Origin of the sequence: Mycobacterium talmoniae, assembly GCF_001854525.1 — a bacterium.
Lineage (GTDB): Bacteria > Actinomycetota > Actinomycetes > Mycobacteriales > Mycobacteriaceae > Mycobacterium > Mycobacterium talmoniae.
Genome location: NZ_MLQM01000132.1, coordinates 1 through 16,060 on the forward strand (window position 1 = coordinate 1; position 16,060 = coordinate 16,060).

17 protein-coding genes are annotated in these 16,060 nt (G+C 69.1%); 7 read left to right on the forward strand and 10 right to left on the reverse strand.

Annotated features, from left to right (window positions below; all coding sequences use genetic code 11):
• The 4 genes from BKN37_RS19790 to secY form a co-directional block, all read right to left on the reverse strand.
• Window positions 1-211, reverse strand: a 211-nt coding sequence (locus BKN37_RS19790; RefSeq protein WP_242657303.1) for a thiamine pyrophosphate-binding protein, incomplete at its 3' end; no start/stop codon positions are given.
• A gap of 74 nt (window positions 212-285) precedes the next feature.
• On the reverse strand, window positions 286-1,086 hold the full coding sequence (gene map / locus BKN37_RS19795) for a type I methionyl aminopeptidase (RefSeq protein ID WP_071028667.1): 801 nt from the start codon (window positions 1,084-1,086) through the stop codon (window positions 286-288).
• Window positions 1,087-1,089: 3 nt separating this feature from the next.
• Window positions 1,090-1,641 carry an adenylate kinase gene (locus BKN37_RS19800; RefSeq protein WP_071028668.1) on the reverse strand — a complete coding sequence of 184 codons (552 nt, stop codon included), beginning with the start codon at window positions 1,639-1,641 and terminating at the stop codon, window positions 1,090-1,092.
• The gene (secY, locus tag BKN37_RS19805; protein WP_071028669.1) at window positions 1,638-2,969 is read right to left on the reverse strand and encodes a preprotein translocase subunit SecY; all 1,332 of its coding nucleotides are present in this window, start codon (window positions 2,967-2,969) and stop codon (window positions 1,638-1,640) included. The genes BKN37_RS19800 and secY overlap by 4 nt, the downstream gene beginning before the upstream one ends.
• A gap of 311 nt (window positions 2,970-3,280) precedes the next feature.
• On the opposite strand from secY, the gene BKN37_RS19810 reads away from it, so the two are divergent.
• From BKN37_RS19810 to BKN37_RS19820, 3 genes are read left to right on the forward strand one after another with little or no spacing between them, the layout of a single operon-like run.
• Window positions 3,281-4,219, forward strand: a complete 939-nt coding sequence (locus BKN37_RS19810) for a class I SAM-dependent methyltransferase (protein WP_071028671.1) — start codon at window positions 3,281-3,283, stop codon at window positions 4,217-4,219.
• A 6-nt stretch (window positions 4,220-4,225) separates the two neighbouring features.
• Complete coding sequence (locus BKN37_RS19815) at window positions 4,226-5,134, forward strand: class I SAM-dependent methyltransferase (protein WP_071028673.1); 909 nt, start codon at window positions 4,226-4,228, stop codon at window positions 5,132-5,134.
• An 11-nt stretch (window positions 5,135-5,145) separates the two neighbouring features.
• The gene (locus BKN37_RS19820; RefSeq protein ID WP_071028675.1) at window positions 5,146-6,057 is read left to right on the forward strand and encodes a class I SAM-dependent methyltransferase; all 912 of its coding nucleotides are present in this window, start codon (window positions 5,146-5,148) and stop codon (window positions 6,055-6,057) included.
• A 108-nt stretch (window positions 6,058-6,165) separates the two neighbouring features.
• On the opposite strand, the gene BKN37_RS19825 is transcribed toward BKN37_RS19820, so the two are convergent.
• Genes BKN37_RS19825 through BKN37_RS19835 form a run of 3 tightly spaced genes read right to left on the reverse strand, consistent with a single transcriptional unit; the run spans window position 6,166 to window position 10,826 of the window.
• A complete protein-coding gene (locus BKN37_RS19825; protein ID WP_095407142.1) occupies window positions 6,166-7,494 on the reverse strand; it encodes a xylulokinase in 1,329 nt (442 codons plus the stop codon).
• 6 nt (window positions 7,495-7,500) lie between these two features.
• Window positions 7,501-10,407 (reverse strand): MMPL/RND family transporter, encoded by a 2,907-nt coding sequence (locus BKN37_RS19830; protein ID WP_071028677.1) that lies wholly within the window; start codon window positions 10,405-10,407, stop codon window positions 7,501-7,503.
• On the reverse strand, window positions 10,404-10,826 hold the full coding sequence (locus BKN37_RS19835; RefSeq protein WP_194074225.1) for an MmpS family transport accessory protein: 423 nt from the start codon (window positions 10,824-10,826) through the stop codon (window positions 10,404-10,406). Before BKN37_RS19835 ends, BKN37_RS19830 begins: the two co-directional genes overlap by 4 nt.
• A 179-nt stretch (window positions 10,827-11,005) precedes the next feature.
• On the opposite strand from BKN37_RS19835, the gene BKN37_RS19840 reads away from it, so the two are divergent.
• Together BKN37_RS19840 and BKN37_RS19845 are read left to right on the forward strand one after the other, a co-directional pair.
• Window positions 11,006-11,986: an NAD(P)-dependent oxidoreductase gene (locus BKN37_RS19840; RefSeq protein ID WP_071028679.1), complete on the forward strand. Its 981-nt coding sequence runs from the start codon at window positions 11,006-11,008 to the stop codon at window positions 11,984-11,986.
• Entirely contained in the window at window positions 11,983-12,642 is a 660-nt protein-coding gene (locus BKN37_RS19845; RefSeq protein WP_071028680.1) for an L-fuculose-phosphate aldolase, read from the forward strand. The genes BKN37_RS19840 and BKN37_RS19845 overlap by 4 nt, the downstream gene beginning before the upstream one ends.
• Window positions 12,643-12,707: 65 nt before the next feature.
• On the opposite strand, the gene BKN37_RS19850 is transcribed toward BKN37_RS19845, so the two are convergent.
• A complete protein-coding gene (locus BKN37_RS19850) occupies window positions 12,708-13,139 on the reverse strand; it encodes a type II toxin-antitoxin system VapC family toxin (RefSeq protein ID WP_071028681.1) in 432 nt (143 codons plus the stop codon).
• On the reverse strand, window positions 13,136-13,375 hold the full coding sequence (locus BKN37_RS19855; protein WP_071028682.1) for a ribbon-helix-helix protein, CopG family: 240 nt from the start codon (window positions 13,373-13,375) through the stop codon (window positions 13,136-13,138). The genes BKN37_RS19850 and BKN37_RS19855 overlap by 4 nt, the downstream gene beginning before the upstream one ends.
• A 64-nt stretch (window positions 13,376-13,439) precedes the next feature.
• On the opposite strand from BKN37_RS19855, the gene BKN37_RS19860 reads away from it, so the two are divergent.
• Together BKN37_RS19860 and BKN37_RS19865 are read left to right on the forward strand one after the other, a co-directional pair.
• A complete protein-coding gene (locus BKN37_RS19860) occupies window positions 13,440-14,051 on the forward strand; it encodes a TetR/AcrR family transcriptional regulator (RefSeq protein WP_071028683.1) in 612 nt (203 codons plus the stop codon).
• Window positions 14,052-14,068: 17 nt separating this feature from the next.
• Window positions 14,069-15,280: an acyl-CoA dehydrogenase family protein gene (locus tag BKN37_RS19865; RefSeq protein ID WP_071028684.1), complete on the forward strand. Its 1,212-nt coding sequence runs from the start codon at window positions 14,069-14,071 to the stop codon at window positions 15,278-15,280.
• A gap of 19 nt (window positions 15,281-15,299) precedes the next feature.
• On the opposite strand, the gene BKN37_RS19870 is transcribed toward BKN37_RS19865, so the two are convergent.
• Window positions 15,300-16,060 (reverse strand): S49 family peptidase (locus BKN37_RS19870; protein WP_131823655.1); only part of this gene is annotated, 761 nt, incomplete at its 5' end.

The following is a 16,060-nucleotide window of genomic DNA, read 5'->3' on the forward strand; positions in this document are numbered from 1 at the left end:
CCCCCAGCCCCGGGCGGCTGCGGGCGTAGCCGTCGGCCATCGTCGCCGCGGAGAACTCGTGCTTGGCCAGGATCGCGGTGACACCGGAGCAGAAATGCGCTGCGTCGTAGAGGTCTTCGATGTTGGCACCGTCGACACCGAAGAGGTAGTCGACGCCGATTCCGGCGAGGTGCTCGACGATGTGGTCGACCACCCGATGCTGCCTGGCCATCTGTTCCCCTAACTCGGGACGATGCCAGTAACACGACGCGGCCGCGGGTTCAGTTCACCGCGGTGCGCCGCCCGCTACCCGGCGGTCAGGATCCGCGGCCCGTCCTCGGTGGCGGCCACGGTGTGTTCCCAGTGGGCGGCCCGCGAGCCGTCGGCGGTTTTGACGGTCCATTCGTCGTCGAGCACGACGGTCGCGGTGGTGCCCAGGGTCAGCATCGGTTCGATGGCCAGCACCGAACCGACGGCCAGCAGCGGACCGCGGCCCGGGGCGCCCTCGTTGGGCAAAAACGGGTCCATGTGCATCTGCCGGCCGATCCCGTGCCCGCCGTAGCCGGCGACGATGCCGAATTTGCGGCCGTGGCTGTCCTCGGCGGCGCGGGTGCCCGACTCGATCGCGTGCGAGACGTCGCTGAGCCGGTTGCCGGGCAGCATCGCCGCGATCCCGGCCTCCATCGACGCCCGGGTCGCCGCCGAGAGCGCCTCGTCGGCCGGGTCCAGCGGCCCCACCCCGAAGGTGATGGCGGCGTCGCCGTGCCACCCGTCCAGGATCGCACCGCAGTCGATGGACACCAGGTCCCCGGCCGCCAGGATCTCGGTGGCGGACGGGATGCCGTGCACCACCCGGTCGTTGACCGAGCTGCAGATCGACGCCGGGAACCCGTGATAGCCCAAGAACGAGGGGGTGGCGCCGGCGTCGCGGATCACCGATTCGGCGACCTCGTCGAGGTCCAGGGTGGACACCCCGGCCACGGCCGCGGCGCGGACGGCGGCCAGCGCGGCGGCGACCACCGCGCCCGCGGCGGCCATCGCGTCGAGTTCAGCGGCGCTGCGTTGGGCGACGACCCTTTTGCTGCGTAACCGGGGCAGCGCCATCATCGGCTAGCGGCCCAGGGCGTGCAGGGCCCGGGCGAACACCTCGTCCAGGCTGCCCACCGCGTCCACGGCGTGCAGCTCGTGCTCGTGCTGGTAGTAGTCCAGCAGCGGCGCGGTCTCGTCGCGGTAGACGTTCATCCGGTTGTGGATGACCTCGGCGGTGTCGTCGGCGCGGCCGCGCTCCTTGAGCCGCTGCAGCAGTTCCTCCTCGGACACCCGGAACTCCAGCACCGCGTCCAGCTTGGTCTGCCGGGCTTCGAGCATGTCGTGCAGCGCCTCGGCCTGTTCCACCGAGCGCGGGTAGCCGTCGAGGATGAAGCCGTTGGCGGCGTCGGGCTGGTCGATGCGGTCGGCGACCAGCGCGTTCGTCAGCTCCGGCGGCACCAGGTCGCCGGCGTCGAGGTAGCGCTTGGCCTGGCGGCCCAGCTCGGTGCCCTCGGCGATGTTGTGCCGAAACAGGTCGCCGGTGGAGATCTGCGGAACGCCGAGCTTCTCGGCCAACTTCGCCGCTTGGGTGCCCTTGCCGGCGCCGGGCGGTCCCAGTAGTACGACTCTCACTTCAGGAACCCTTCGTAGTTGCGCTGCATCAGCTGGCTCTCGATCTGTTTGACGGTATCCAACCCGACACCGATCATGATCAGGACCGCGGTGCCGCCGAACGGCAGATTCTGCACCGTGCCGGTATTGCCGATATGCAGGAACAGGTTGGGCAGCACCGAGATCAGGCCCAGGTAGATCGAGCCCGGCAGGGTGATGCGGCTCAGCACGAACCGCAGGTAGTCCGCGGTGGGTTTGCCCGGGCGGATACCGGGGATGAAGCCACCGAACTTCTTCATCTCGTCGGCGCGTTCGTCGGGGTTGAACGTGATCGACACGTAGAAGTAGGTGAAGAAAATGATCAGCCCGAAGTAGATGGCGATGTAGACCGGGTTGCTGGGGTCGGACAGGTAGCTGCCGACGAACTTGTCCCACCAGCCGTTGCCGAGGCCGCCGCTGCCGCTTTTGACCAGCTGGGTGACCAGCTGCGGGATGTAGATCAGCGACGACGCGAAGATCACCGGGATCACCCCGGCCTGGTTGACCTTGAGCGGCAGGTAGGTGGAGGTGCCGCCGTACATGCGCCGGCCCACCATCCGCTTGGCGTACTGCACCGGGATGCGGCGCTGGCCCTGCTCGACGAACACCACGCCGACGATGATGACCAGCGCGGCCACACACACCGCGGTGAAGATCAGCCCGCCGCGGCTCTGCAGGATGGATTTGCCTTCGATCGGGATCCGGGCGGCGATCCCGACGAAGATCAGCAGCGACATGCCGTTGCCGATGCCGCGCTCGGTGATCAGCTCACCCATCCACATCACCAGGATCGCGCCGGCCGTCATCACCAGCACGATCACGATCAGGGTGAAGATGCTCGGGTCGGCGATGATGTCGTGGGCGACGGTGCAGCTTTGCAGCAACCCGCCGTTGGCGGCCAGCGCCACAATGCTGGTGGCCTGCAGGATGGCCAGCGCCACGGTCAGGTACCGGGTGTACTGGGTCATCTTGTTCTGGCCGGACTGGCCTTCTTTGCGCAGCTCCTCGAACCGCGGGATCACCACGGTGAGCAGCTGCACGATGATGCTGGCGGTGATGTAGGGCATCACGCCGATCGCGAACACCGACAGCTGCAGCAGCGCGCCGCCGGAGAACAGGTTGATCAACGAGTAGACCTGCGCCGCCTCACCGCCGGTGACCTCGGTGATGCACTGCTGCACCTTCGGGTAGTCCACCCCCGGCGAGGGGATCGCCGCCCCCAGCCGGTACAGGACGATGATGCCCAGCGCGAACAGGATCTTCCGTCTCAGGTCGACTGTTCGCAGTGACGAGATGAAAGCCGAGAGCACTCTTCCTCCTGCGCAGCCGAGCTCTGGTCGCGGCGTGCCAAATGGGCTGGTCTGGCCAGCGTTCGGTTAGTCCTGCGTTGCGTGCGCCGACCCGCAGGGAATGGAATGCGACCCCACTTATCCAGCGCGCGTCAAGCAGTCTACGAGAGTAACAGCTGGCGCAGGCGGGCCCGTAATGGTGAGGCGGCCGCCGACCCGCCGGGGCACCCTCAGCCAACGTTCAGGCGGCGGGCGTACAGTTCGGATGGCTGGTTATATTGGCTAAGTAACGAGTTGTCCTCCTTCCCTCTCCACGCAAAAGGGGTCCTGACATGGCGCGCACGCATAACGACACCTGGGATCTGGCCTCGAGCGTGGGCGCGACCGCCACCATGGTCGCCACGGCCCGCGCGTTGGCCACTCGTGCCGAGCACCCGCTGATCACCGACCAGTTCGCCGAACCGCTGGTCCGCGCGGTCGGGGTGGACGTGTTCACCCGGTTGGCCACCGGCGAGCTGACCGCCGCCGACATCGCCACCGACGGGTCCGCCGGGCCGGGTCTGCAGCGAATGACCGACAACATGGCGGTGCGCACCAAGTTCTTCGACGAGTTCTTCACCGAGGCGACCCAGGCCGGGATCCGGCAGGCGGTCATCCTGGCGGCCGGACTGGACTCCCGGGCCTACCGGTTGGCCTGGCCCGCCGGCACCACGGTGTACGAAATCGACCAGCCCGAGGTCATCGAGTTCAAGACCCGCACCCTGGCCGAGTTGGGCGCCAGCCCGACCGCGGAGCGCCGCGCGGTGGCCATCGACTTGCGCAACGACTGGCCCGCGGCGCTGCGGGCCGCCGGTTTCGACCCGGCGCAGCCCACCGCCTGGAGCGCCGAGGGGCTGTTGGGCTACCTGCCGCCGGAGGCCCAGGACCGGCTGCTGGACACCGTCACCGCCCTGTCGGCGCCCGGCAGCCGGTTCGCCACCGAAAGCTCGCCGCGGCGTGATCCCGCCGAGCGGCAGGAGCGGGAAGCCAAGGTGCGGGAGCGCATGCAAAGCGTGGCCGAGCAGTGGCGCAACCACGGCCTGGATCTGGACCTGACCGAGCTGGTCTACTTCGGTGACCGCAATGAGGCCGCCGCCTACCTGGCCGATCACGGCTGGCAAGTCAGCGGCCACCGCATCAACGACCTGTTCGCCGCGAATGGGCTGGAGCCGTTACCCGACGACGGCAGCGGTTTCACCGACCTGACGTATGTCAGCGGGATCCTGGGGTAGCCGGCCATGACCCGTTCTGAAGGCGACAGCTGGGACCTGGCCTCCAGCGTGGGGGCGACGGCGACGATGGTCGCGGCCGCGCGGGCGTTGGCCAGCCGGGAAACCGACCCGCTCATCGAGGACCCGTACGCCGCGCCGCTGGTGCGCGCGGTCGGGGTCGACCTGTTCACCCGGATCGTCGACGGCAAGATCGAGCTGCCCGACGGCGACGAGGACGCCGCCGCGCCGCGGGTGATGACCGCGGTGATGGCGGTGCGCACCCGGTTCTTCGACGACTTTTTCCTCGGTGCCGCCGACGCCGGGATCCGGCAGGCGGTGATCCTGGCGTCCGGGCTGGATTCCCGGGCCTACCGGTTGGCCTGGCCGGCGGGCAGCGTGGTCTACGAGATCGACCAGCCCAAGGTGATCGAGTTCAAGGCCACCACCATGGCGTCGATCGGCGCGACCCCCACCGCCGAGTTGCGGCCGGTCAGCATCGATTTGCGCGACGACTGGCCGGCGGCGCTGCGGGCGGCCGGGTTCGATGTCAGCCAGCCGACCGCCTGGAGTGCGGAGGGGCTGCTGGCGTATCTGCCGCCGGAGGCGCAGGACCGGCTGTTCGACAACATCACCGCGTTGAGCGCGCCGGGCAGCCAACTGGCCACCGAATACCATCCCGACGGCGGCGCGGCGATGGCCGAACGCAGCCGGGCGATCGGCAACCACTGGCGTGAGCTCGGGTTCGACGTCAACCTGTCCGACCTGTTCTACACCGGTGAGCGCAACCCGGCCGGGGATTACCTGCGCAATCAGGGCTGGGAGGTTGCCGCGCGGTCCCGCTCGGCGGTGTTCGCCGAGTACGGCCGCGAGTACCCGGACAACGAGTTACTGGCGGCGATGCGTAATTCCATGTCCATCATCGCCACCTTGAAATAGGAGCCGTCGCCGTGGCCCGCACCGATAACGACACCTGGGATCTGGCGTCCAGCGTGGGCGCCACCGCCACCATGGTTGCGGCCGGCCGCGCCATGGCGACCAAGGATCCGCGCAAGCTGATCGACGATCCGTTCGCCGAACCCCTGGTCCGTGCGGTGGGGGTGGACTTCTTCGTCAAGATGCTCGACGGCGACCTGGACCTGTCGATGATCGAAGACGCCTCGCCGGTTCGAATGCAGGCGATGATCGACGGGATGGCGGTGCGTACCAAGTATTTCGACGACTATTTCGTCGACGCAGCCGCCGCCGGGGTGCGCCAGGCGGTGATCCTGGCGTCCGGGTTGGATGCCCGCGCCTACCGGCTGGGCTGGCCGCCCGACACGGTGGTCTACGAGGTGGACCAGCCGCAGGTGATCGACTTCAAGACCGCCACCCTGGCCGGTCTGGGGGCCGAGCCCACCGCGACGCGGCGCACCGTCGGCATCGACCTGCGCGGCGACTGGCCCGCGGCGCTGCGCGCGGCCGGGTTGGACACCTCCGCGCCGATCGCCTGGCTGGCCGAGGGGCTGTTGATCTACCTGCCGCCCGACGCGCAGGACCGGCTGTTCGACAACATCACCGCGCTGAGCGTGCCGGGCAGCACGATCGCCACCGAATACGTGCCGGGCATCGCCGATTTCGACGCCGAGCAGGCCCGCGAGGCCTCGCGCCCGCTCCGCGACCACGGCGTGGACATCGATATGGCGTCGCTGGTATACGCCGGGGCGCGCAACCACGTGGTGGACTACCTGGGCGGCAAGGGCTGGGGCGTCGCTGGCACCCCGCGCGCGGAGCTGTTCGTGCGCAACGGCCTTGAGGTGCCCGCGCCCGGCGACGACGATCCGCTCGGCGAAATCATCTTCATCTCCGGCACCCTGCGCTAACCGGCTCAGCTGCGCCGCGCCCCGGCCTGCGCCGAACGTGCACTCAGACCGACTTTTGCGCCGAAATTCCGGTCTGATTACACGTTCGGCGGCTAGCGGCCCGGCGAACTACCGGGCCAGTTCCAGGAAGCGGCCGTAGCGGTCCGCCATCGCACTCGCCCAGGCCGGGTCGGGGTCGACGGTCGCCTCGATGCCGGCCCAGCGGGCGGCGTCGGTCATCGACGACTCCAGGCCGACCGCCATCCGGGCAAAAAACGCGGCGCCCAGCGCGGCGCCTTCGGCCACGGCGGACACCTGCACCGGCAGGCCGGTGGCGTCGGCGAGGGCCTGCAGCCACGGCCGCACCCGGGTGCCGCCGCCGCTGGCGATGATCCGCGCCGCCGGCACCGCGCTGAGCTCGATGAGCTGGCGCACCACGAAACCCGACGCCTCGTAGGCGGCGCGGCGCACCGCGGCGGCGTCGTGGGTGAGGTCGAGCCCGTCCAGCGCGCCGCGCCGATCCGGGTCGTGGTACGGGGTGCGCTCGCCGCGCAGATACGGCGACCACACCGGCACCCGCCGCGGATCCACGGCGGCCGGATCCCCCGGCGCCAGAACCCGATCCACCCAGCCGAGGAACAGTCCGCCGGCGTTGCTGGCCCCGCCGATGCGGGATTTGCCGGGCGCGGTGTGCGGAATCGTCCACAACCCCGGCATCCGCGGCGTCCCGGGCGCGGTCACCCACACGATCAGGGTGGTGCCGCACAGCACCAGCACGTCGCCATCGCGGTCGGCGCCGGACACCAGCTGTTCGCACAGGGCGTCGATTGCCCCGACACCGAGCACGGTGTCGCCGACGCGGCCCGCCGCCGTCCCGGCCGCCGCGACCGCGGGCATAGCTTCGACCGTCGCGCCGTGGTCGGCGCACGCCTGCCGGCTCCAGCCGGTGCCGTCGAACAGCGGCAGCGCGGTGTAGGCGGTGGCGAAATCGACCACCGCCTCCCCGGCCAGCGCGTGATTGGCTACCGCCATCGCCGGCCAGTAGCCGGCCGCCTCGGGGGCGGCGGCCGCCGTCCAGCGCACGAATTCGGCGGCCTCCCCGGTCGGCGGCAACGAGGCGGCGGGGTCCGAAGGGACCCGGCCGCGGCGGTCGCCGTAGAGCAGTCCGGGGGTCAGCGGCGTGCCCGCCGCGTCCACCGCGGTCAGCGACGGCACCATCGCGGACACCGCCACCGCGACCGCGTCGGGCCGGGCCAACTGGTGAAGCGCCGCGCGGGGGCCGCGCCGCCAGGCCGCCTCGGCGTCGTGCTCCAGCAGCTCGGGGGCCGGCGCCCGCAGCTGATGCGGGATGCGGGTCCGCGCGCTCACCCGGCCGTCCTCGTCGACGGCCACCGCCTTGACGGCCGCGGTGCCGACATCGATGCCGATCGTCACCGCTGGACCCGACCCGTGCGACACCGTGCGCTAACCCGACGACAGCGGACGGTCGGTGGCGGGACCGCGCGGCGGACCCGGATCATGCAGCAGCGCACGCACTAACGGCCGGGGCCCCACCGCGCGCAGCATCTGGCTGGCCGGGCGGACGCGGACCTGTTTCGGCCACCAGAACCAGCGGCCCAGCAGGGCGGCGATCGACGGGGTGATCAGCGAGCGCACCACCAATGTGTCGAACAACAGGCCGATGCCGATCGTGGTGCCGAACTGGCCGATGGACCGCAGATCGCTGGTGATCATCGAACCCATCGTGAAGGCGAACACCATGCCCGCGGCCGTCACCACCGGGCCGGTGCTGCCGATGCCGCGAATGATGCCGGTCTTCAATCCGGCGCCGATTTCCTCCTCGAACCGCGACACCAGCATCAGGTTGTAATCAGACCCCACCGCCAACAGCACGATCAGGGCGAATTCCAGTGCCACCCAGTGCAGTTGGAAATGCAGAATATGCTGCCAGATCAGCGTGGAGAACCCGAAGGAGGCGCCCAGCGACAACACGATGGTGCCGACGATCACGATCGCGGCGACCAGCGCCCGGGTGATGAGGATCATGATGATGAAGATCAGCATGATCGAGGCCACCGCCGCGATCAGCAGGTCGAATTCCGCGCCGTCGGCGATGTCCTTGTAGGTCGCGGCGGTGCCGCCGAGTTCGATGTTCGCGTCGGATAACGCGGTCAGCTTGAGCGCCTCGCGCGCCGCCAGCCGTTCGGCGTCGACGGTGGCGATGCCCTCGGAGGTCGCGGGGTCAACGGAGTGCGTGATGATGAAGCGGGCCGCCTTGCCGTCCGGCGACACCATCAGGCTCAACCCCAGCTGGAAGTCCGAGTTGTCGAACACCTCCGGCGGCAGATAGAAGGAGTCGTCCACCTTCGAATCGTCAAACGCCTGCCCCATCACGGAATTGGTGTCGGTCAGCCGATCGAACTGGGTCACCAGGCTGTTGAACGAGCTGTACATGGTCAGCGTGGTGTCCCTGATCGACTTCGAGACGTCGATCATCGGCGGGATCTGGGCGAGCAACTGCGGCATCAGCTTGTCGATCGTGTCGAAGTCCGCGACCAGCGCCTCGGTGTTCTCGGCGAGTTTGTCGAAGCCGTCGAGCCCGTCAAACAGTGACCGCAGCGACCAGCACATCGGGATGTCGAAACAGTGCGGCTCCCAGTAGAAGTAGTTGCGCATCGGGCGCCAGAAATCGTCGAAATCGGCGATATGGTCCCGGACTTCCTTGGTGGTGTCTTCGAGCTTGCGCATGTCGCCCACCGTGGCGTGGGTGGCATCGGTCAGCTGCCGCGTCAAATCGTAGGTGTGCTCCAGCACGCCGATCATGGTGTCCAGGTCACCGGTGATCGTCATCAGGTCGGCCACCCGATCCTTGAGGTATTGCAGGTTGTCCCGGATCGGCGCGCTTTGCACGCTGAGCTGAAAGGCGACCGACCCGTGTTCGATCGGCGGGCCCAGTGGCCGGGTGATGCTTTGCACCCGTTCAATGCCCGGCAGCCGGAACAGGTTTTTGGCGACCCGGTCCAAGACCAGCAGGTCGGTCGGATTGCGTAAATCGTGGTCGGTTTCGATCATCAGCAGATCGGGATTCAGCCGGGCCTCGGAAAAATGCTGCCCGACCGCGTCGTAGGCCTCTTTGGAGGAGACGTCGTTGGGCAGGTAGTAGCGTTCGTTGTACATCGGTTTGAATCCGGCCAGGCCGAACGCGCCCACCGCGGCCAGCCCCAGCGCCGACGCGAGGATCGGTGCCGGCCAGCGCACGATGGCCGTCCCCAGCCGGCGCCAGCGTCGATAGTTGAACTCGCGCTTGGGATCCAGCAGCCCGAAATGGCTGGCCACGGTCATCACGGCAGGCCCCAGCGTCAGCCCGATGGTCATCACTACGAGCAGCCCGATCGAGCAGGGCACGCCCAGGGAATTGAAATAGGGCAGCCGGGTGAAGCGCAGGCAGAACGTGGCGGTGACAATGGTCAGGCCCGAACCGACGATGACCTTGGTGACGCCGCTGAAGGTGTCGTAGTAGGCGGCTTCCCGGCCCATGCCGGAGCTGCGTCCTTCGTGGTAGCGGCCGAGCCGGAATACCGCGTAGTCGGTTCCGGCGGCGATCGCCAGCGCGGTGAGCAGGTTGACGGCGAAGGTGGACAGCCCGATGACGCCGTGCGCGGCCAGCAGCGCGATCACGCCCCGGCTGGTGGCGAGTTCGACGAAGACGACGAACAGCAACAGCAACACGGTGACGATCGAGCGGTATACAAACAGCAGCATGATCGTGATGACGACGACAGTGATCATCGTCATCTTGAGCATGCTTTTGTCGCCGGCCTCGATGGTGTCCGCGGTCAGCGCGCCCTGGCCGGCGACGTAGGCCTTCACCCCGTGCGGCGGTTTCGAATTGGCGACGATCTTGCGGACCGAGTCCACCGACTTGTTGCCGCGCGCCCCGCCCTGGTTGCCGACCAAATACGCCTGGACATAGGCGGATTTGTGGTCGAAGCTCTCGACGCCCGACGAGGTGAACCGATGACCCCAAAAGTCCATGACGTAGCGGATGTCGTCGGTGTCTTGCTTGAGCTGACGGACCAGGTCGTCGTAATACTTGTGGGCGTCCTCGCCCAGCGGCTGGTCACCGACGAGGGTGACCAAAACCAGGTTGTCGGAATCATATTCCTGGAATTTTTGGCCGATCCGCTTCATCCCGGACACCGACGGCGCCTCGGTGGGCGACAACGGGACCGAGGTCTCCGCGGCAATCTTCTCCAGTTGCGGCACGAACACGTTCAGGACGACCGCGAGCGCCAGCCAGATGAGGATGATCGGTACCGCCAGGAGACGGATTTTGCGGCCGAGCGGATGCTGGGGCGGCTCGTTGTTCATGCCGATTTATCCAGGCACGAGATTTGGGCGTTCCGGGCGTGTGCGGACTGCTGATCGACCAGCCTGCCGTCCACGGTGATCCGGCAACCGATATAGCCGCTGTTGCCCTGCGCCACCACGTAGGCGAAGATGCCGGGCAGTCGCGCCGTGATCGTGCGCGACCACGGCAGCGTCGTGAAATTTTCCTGCCGGGGCTGGGCCTTTTCGTCCATCCAGTTCACCACGCCGACCGTCCCGGCCGGGCCGACGATCTCGTACGTGGCGCTTTTGGCGGCATACGGCGGCGTCATGCTGCGCGGGTCGAGCCGGGAGGAACTGGTGATCGGGAAAATCCCATGCAGCCGGTAGACGGCGAAGCCGCCGACGGCAAGCGCCAACACCACCACCAGTGGCACCCATCGCCGCTTCAGCAGATTCACCACGGCAACCCCCTAGTTCGGGTGGTACGGGCCTCCGATCGTCGCTCCGCAGTAAGCACTCCGTACACGTTAACGGACCGCGGTCCTCTACGCGCGGGCATCCTTGGGATCGGTGCGGGATGTCACAGCGTCGGGCGGTTGGCCTCGAACCGGACAAGCACATAGCGCAGACTCAGCACATGGCCTTCGCGACCCGAGCCTTGGTGACCGCCCCGCTGCGCGGTGCGGGATTCGACAAGCTACGCCGGCTGCTCGACGTGGTCTACGACCCGTGGATCGAGGCGGCCCCGCTGCGGATCTACACCCCCGAGCAGCTGGCCGACCGCGTCCGCGCGGAGGCCGTCGACGTGCTGGTGACCGAGAGCGACGCGGTGGCCGGGCCGGTATTCGACTGCGGGCTGCGGGCGATCGCCGCCACCCGCGGCGACCCCACCAACGTCGACGTCGCCGGCGCCACCGCGGCCGGAATCCCGGTGCTGCACACCCCGAGCCGCAACGCCAACGCGGTCGCCGAGATGACGGTCGCGTTGCTGCTGGCCGCCACCCGGCACCTGCTGGTCGCCGACGCCGACGTGCGGGCCGGGGAGACGTTCCGCGACGGCACCCTCCCCTATCAGCGGTTCCGCGCCTGGGAGATCGCCGGCGCGACGGCCGGGCTGATCGGCCTGGGCGCGGTGGGTCGGGCGCTGCGCTGGCGCCTCACCGGCCTGGGCCTGCGGGTGATCGCCTACGACCCCTACAACGACGAGGCGCGCCACGGCCTCGACGAGGTGCTCGCCGAATCCGACATCGTGTCGCTGCACGCGCCGGTCACCGACGACACCGTCGGGCTGATCGGGACACGGCAGTTCGCGGCCATGCGGGACGGGGTGGTCTTCCTCAACACCGCCCGGGCCCAGCTGCACGACACCGACGCGCTGGTCGGCGCGCTGCGCAGCGGCAAGGTGGCCGCCGCGGGGCTGGACCATTTCGCCGGGGAGTGGCTGCCGGCCGACCACCCGCTGGCGGCGATGCCCAACGTGGTGCTGACCCCGCATATCGGCGGGGCCACGTGGAACACCGAGGCCCGGCAGGCCCAGATGGTGGCCGATGACCTCGAGGAGCTGCTGTCGGGCGGCACGCCCGCCCGCCTCGTCAACCCGGAGGTGCTGACCGCATGAGATTCGTCGACGACCCGGAGGCCGCGGTGCTGGCCGCCGCCAAGGACATGCTGCGCCGCGGCCTGGTGGAGGGCACGGCCGGCAATATCTCGGCCCGCCGCGAAGACGGCAACCTGGTGATCACCCCGTCCTCGGTCGACTACGCGGCGATGACGCTGGAGGATCTGGTGCTGGTCGACCCCGACGGCGCGGTGCTGCACGCGGCCGACGGCCGGTCGCCGTCCACCGAGATGGCCCTGCACCTGGCCTGTTTCGCCGCGTTCGACGACATCGGTGCCGTCATCCACAGCCATCCGGTCTGGGCCACCATGTTCGCCGTTGCGCACCAACCGATTCCGGCCTGCCTCGACGAGTTCGCGGTGTACTGCGGCGGGGATATCCGCTGCGCCGACTACGCCGCGTCGGGCACCCCGCAGGTCGGCGCCAACGCGGTCCGCGCCCTGGAGGGTCGGGCGGCGGCGCTGATCGCCAACCACGGCATGGTGGCGGTGGCGCCGCGCCCGGACAAGGCCCTGCACGTGACCGCGCTGGTGGAGCGCACCGCCCAAATCGTCTGGGGGGCACGGGCGCTGGGCGGGCCGGTGCCGCTGCCCGACGACGTCAACGCCGGCTTCGCCGGGATCTACGGCTACCTGCGGGCCAACCCCCCGCGTTGACTCTGCGTCTACCAGGCACTCCACTCGACCTTGTGCCTGGTACGCGCAGAGTCAACGGCGGTGACCTACAGGCGCTCCACTTGGAAAACCCCGTAACCGGCGAAGTCGCGCCAATTGGTCGACGCGATCCGGCGAACGCCCGCCCGATAATAGGTCGCCGCAAGCATGGTGTCGAGCAACCGTTTCCGTCCCAACCTCCGCTCGTGGATCCACGCCGACCAGACCGCACCCACCTCGGCGTCGGCGACCACCACCCGCGACTCTTCGGCATGCCACCATTGCTCACACAGATCCAGCGCCGCGGTCATCTCCAGTGGACGCTCGAACCGCCGTTGGTCGGTGATGACGTGACAGAACTCGGTCAGCACCTGCGCGGTAATGGCGATCGACGCCGGCTTGCCGACGATCTCGGCATCGAATAGTTCCCAACAGGCGCGGTGCGCGGGGTGTTCCTCGACGGTCAGGCCGACCAGGAAGCTCGTGTCGACACCGATCACGATCCCGGCCCGAGCATCTCCGAGAGCAGGTCGTCCTCGGATGTCAACGGTTGCAGCACCGCGCCCAGCGCGCGCGGCCGAAAGCCGCGCAGGTCGTTGCCGGGACGAAGACGTTCGCGGCGGTACTGCTCCATGGCCTCACGAATCAGCTCCGAGGTGGGACGGCCGAGGCGTTTCGACGCGCGCTGGAAATCCTCGTAGACCGGCTCGCTTACATTGACCGTGATGGTCTTCATACATCAAGACTAATGTATTCCGCCGTTTTGCCGTCGACGTGGTGAGTGAGTACTCTCTCTCCTCATGCCCGGCTCGACCCGTGACCAGCTGCTGACCGCGGCGCTGGCGTTGTTCGCCGCGAAGGGCTACGCCGCGACGTCGGTCGCCGATATCCAGCAGGCCTGCGGCCTGGCCGCGGGTTCCGGTGCGCTCTACAAGCACTTCTCCTCCAAACGCGCCCTGCTCGAGGCGGCGGTGGCGCACCGCACCGCCGGCATCGTGGCCGCGCGCCAGCAGTACGACGCGCGGACCCCGGACAGCGTCGAGGGGGCGGTGCGCGCGGCCGGCGAGTTGATCTGGCGCAACCTCACCGACAGCCAAGAATTGCTGCGGGTGATGTTGCGCGAACCCGACGAGCTCGGCGACCTGGATGAACAGACCTGGCGGATCATCACCGACAACGCCTACCAGCGCTTCGCCGATGAACTGACCGCCGCCAACGACGCCGGCCGGACCCGGATTCCGGACCCGCAGGCCACCGCCGCGGTGGCGATCGCCGCGCTGTCGTACTTCGCCTCGTTGCGGGCGCTGACCCGGCGCACCCCCGGCAACGTCGACGACGACCGCTTCTTCGAGGCGTGGGTCGACCAGGTCACCGCTGTGCTGCGGCGGCACACCATCACGAAAAAACGTTGACCACCAGGAGGAACCAGATGACGTTCGCACTGCAGCTCAGCGATGAGGTGATCGAGGTGCGCGACTGGGTGCACCGGTTCGCCGCCGAGGTCGTCCGCCCCGCGGCCGCCGAATGGGACGAGCGGGAGGAAACGCCGTGGCCGATCATCGCCGAGGCGGCCAAGATCGGGCTGTACTCCCCGGAGTTCTTCGGCCAGCAGGCCGGCGAACCGAGCGGGCTGGGGATGCTCACCGTGTTCGAGGAACTGTTCTGGGGTGACGCCGGCATCGCGCTGTCCATCATGGGCACCGGCCTGGCCGCGGCGGCGTTGGCGGGCAACGGAACTCCCGACCAGCTGGCCCGCTGGCTGCCGGAGATGTTCGGCACCGCCGAGGACCCCAAGCTCGGGGCGTTCTGCTCCTCGGAACCCGACGCCGGATCCGACGTCGGCGCCATCCGGACCCGGGCCCGCTACGACGAGGCGACCCGCGAATGGGTGCTCAACGGCACCAAGACCTGGGCCACCAACGGCGGAATCGCCAACGTGCACATCGTGGTCGCGTCGGTGTACCCCGAACTCGGCTCACGCGGGCAGGCCACGTTCATCATCCCGCCGGGCACCCCCGGGTTGGTGCAGGGCCAGAAGTTCAAAAAGCACGGCATCCGGGCCTCCCACACCGCCGAGGTGGTGCTCGACGACGTCCGCCTGCCCGAGGACCTGATCCTGGGTGGTCGCGAGAAGTTCGAGGCGCGCGTCGCCCGGGTCAAATCCGGGGCGTCGGCACGCGGGCAGGCCGCGATGAAGACGTTCGAACGCACCCGCCCGACCGTCGGCGCGATGGCCGTCGGGGTGGCCCGCGCCGCCTACGAGTACGCCCTCGACTATGCCTGCCAGCGCGAACAATTCGGCCGCAAGATCGGTGAATTCCAGGCGATCGCCTTCAAGCTCGCCGACATGAAGAGCCGTATCGACGCGGCCCGGCTGCTGGTGTGGCGGGCCGGCTGGATGGCGCGCAACAATCACAGCTTCGACAACGCCGAGGGGTCGATGGCCAAGCTGGTGGCCAGCGAGACCGCGGTGTACGTCACCGACGAGGCCATCCAGATCCTGGGCGGCAACGGGTACACCCGCGACTACCCGGTGGAGCGCATGCACCGGGACGCGAAGATCTTCACCATCTTCGAAGGCACCAGCGAAATCCAGCGCCTGGTCATCTCGCGGGCGCTGACCGGCCTGGCCATCCGCTGACCTCGGCTCGGGGTGAGCCCTACAGCCGGGGCTCCCCCAGCCACAGCGCGCTGGCCCCGGACAGCGTCCGGTCGGCCTGGTCGACGATCCCGACCAGCGAGCGCACCAGCAGCGCCCCGACCGCGTCGGGCAGCGACGCCGCCGCCGGCTGCGAGGACGGGCGCGGCCGCAGGAACTCCCACAGCGACGACCCCGGGTAGCTGAAGGTGCGCACCTCGGCGTCGGGGTCCAGCCCGGCCAGCACCTTGGCCCGGCGGATCGCGGTGCGCAGCCCGCCGAGTTCGTCGACCAGGTGGTGGCCCAGCGCGTCGGCGCCGGTCCACACCCGGCCCCGGGCCACCTGATCGACCGCCTCGGTGGACAGCTTGCGTCCCTCGGCGACCCGCGCCACGAAATCGTCGTAGAACAGGTCGGCTTCGGCCTCCACCTGGGCCTGCTGTTCGGCGGTGAACGGGGCGTTGATCGACCAGGCGTCGGCGTTGGCGTTGGTGCGCACCGTGTCGCTGCCGACCCCGAGGCGGTCCTTGAGTTCGCGGGCGATCAGCTTGCCGGTCATCACCCCGATCGAGCCGGTGATGGTGCCGGGGTTGGCCACGATTGTGTCGGCGCCGGCGGAGATGTAGTAGCCGCCGGAGGCGGCCACCGACCCCATCGACGCCACCACCGGTTTCCCGGATTCGCGGGCCTTGGCGACGGCCCGCCAGATGGTCTCCGACCCGGTGACCGAGCCGCGCGGGGTGGCCGGCGGGGGGCGGGGGGGCGGGCGCCGGGCGGGGCGGG